Annotated in this window: 1 protein-coding gene; it reads right to left on the bottom strand. The window is 35.8% G+C overall.

Annotation, left to right across the window (positions count from 1 at the left end):
- Positions 1-185: 185 nt before the first annotated feature.
- Positions 186-1373 (bottom strand): glycosyltransferase, encoded by a 1188-nt coding sequence (locus tag F6K49_RS42395; RefSeq protein ID WP_075901534.1) that lies wholly within the window; start codon positions 1371-1373, stop codon positions 186-188.
- Positions 1374-2274 lie beyond the last annotated feature (901 nt).

Below are 2274 nucleotides of genomic sequence, written 5' to 3'. Positions count from 1 at the left end.
TCCGCCGTCGACATCACAAGCACTATTGCTCCTAATGACCTCTATTGGATTTGACAAATCAAAGCTGATTAGTTTCTACTTGGTATTAATCCGAACAATTTTTAAAATGCACCTTAAATCCTATAGATTAGGAATTCTTTATCTGGCTTATTCTTTTTAGTCATCATAATTATTATGAAAAATTATTAGGGAGATGTTGAGTTGTAGCGCCCTGAACTTAAGCGATGATCAATTAACCACTGTTCATTTTCTGGTGAGTCATGTAGCCATCGCTGAATTAGGTCAGCAAATTTTACTGGAAGCTGCAAACTCTTCCAGGTTTCGTAAGAGGCTATAGACAGATTATGGTAAAGATCTGAATCTGAAAGCAGCTTTTGAATAGATTCTGCTAAAGCAACAGAGTTGCCAGCTTCGAAAATTTTCGCACTGATGCCATCTTTTAGTTTATTGATAAACATCGGGTGATCTGAAGCAATGATTGGAGTTCGAGCGCAAAGGGCATGAGTAATTGCCAGTGGGAAACCCTCTGGAAATTCGTGGCGACTAGGAACTAATACCAGATCAGATTCTCTCATCAGAGGAACTACGGTCTTATTTGGTACTATTCCGAGAAACTCTACACAGTCTTCGATTTGTAGCTGCTTAGCTTTATTGACAAAGAAACCTGTTTTATCGTTACCAGCTATCTTCAATTTGATTGGAAACTTATTAGCTTTTAATTTAGCGATAGATTCTAATATATCGCCAACCCCTTTAGCTTCAATCATTGACCCAATGTAAAACAGTTGCCAGGGCTTAGCCTGTGCTGGTAGAGTTTTTGGTGACAAGGATTCTGGGGTTTCAGTAACAATAAAAGTCCAAGGAATTATCTTGTCAGATTGGACTCCTATCTCCTGGAGTACTCGGGAGGAATCAATCCCATAACTACCAATCCATTGGATTCGATCATTATTTAATAATTGGCTTAGTAAATAATTACGAAACTTGTTACGCACCTTTCTGGTGGGAATAGATTCAGCAAATAGGGCTAGGGTTGGAACAGTATTGTTAATTGCCCAACGAAAAACGTCCCGAATGGGTGTGCGAACAACTAAATGAGTGGGATGGTAATCTTCAATCAATTGGATTAACTTTTTAACGTTAATCTTTCCATCAAACCCTGCACCAATAGCACGAACTCCTTTTTCCAGTAGCTGATTGTAGGGTTTTTCGGTCATACAACAGAGAGTTGCAACTTCCCCAATTTGTTTGCCAATTTCAGCTACCGCATCTACAGAATATTTCTGAGCATAGTATGTTTCAGGTCCACCGTTAGCTAAGCGTTCAAAGGCTTCACGGTAATCTCCAGCATACTGAATTATCAATAAGCGCATGAAATTAATTAAATTATTTTAAACATTTTTAATTGAAAATATTTGATATTACTTTGTATTAAAAATCCCGATTAATTATGGAATAATTAGCTTATCAAATATCTATTATAAATCTTTACTATAATCAAGGATTAATTTTAATTAAAAAGATATAATAAATGCTACTAATCGAGTACCGAAAATATAAACTATTCAATAAAAAACCTGAAGATTATTTAAAGCTCAAATCACCTATTAATTACTTAGAAAAAGATAAAAAAAAATCTAGATAGCATCAGGGATAATTATCAATACAATATTAATTAAATAGATCCGGATTATTGATACTTTTTTGAAAAAGAAATAAAGTCACACTGACTCTGATGCTCTATACAGTAATTTTTGTTAAAGCTAGTTATAGGGTTTTATATGGATTGTAAACACACTTGTTGCAGAAATTGCCTGGCAGACAAGAGGAAAAAAGCAACCTAGGAAAGAGAGCCGGAGTTTTATTTGACAATAAAAAAAGACATATTATATTTACATATCATTTGGAAAACCTATCTTGATTAGTGGTTAGTTTATTTTTTTTAATAACTAATAAATCCTCAAGGAATAACCCCTTCTAAGGAGGTAATTAATCCGATGTTACTTGAAGTGAGCAGCACAGAAAACTGCCTATATTTGGTAAGTAAAGGCAGCTTTGGTGGAGAAAAAATAATGCACCATAGACGATGGACAATTACCAGCTTCCCTTAAGCGTAAGGAGCATGCCATTGACCTTAAAGAGGTTTGAGAGTATTAGCCAAAAGTGCAATGGCATCTTTAACGTCTCCCTGAGCTGATTCTGTGGCGCAAATTAGCATCACCACCACATTTTTACCCAGCTGACGCTCCAAGATCACTCCACAGACTGGCTGCG

This window comes from Moorena sp. SIO3I6 (genome assembly GCF_010672095.1).
Note: the sequence above shows the minus strand (reverse complement) of the source record. Positions and strands in the feature narration are given on the sequence as shown.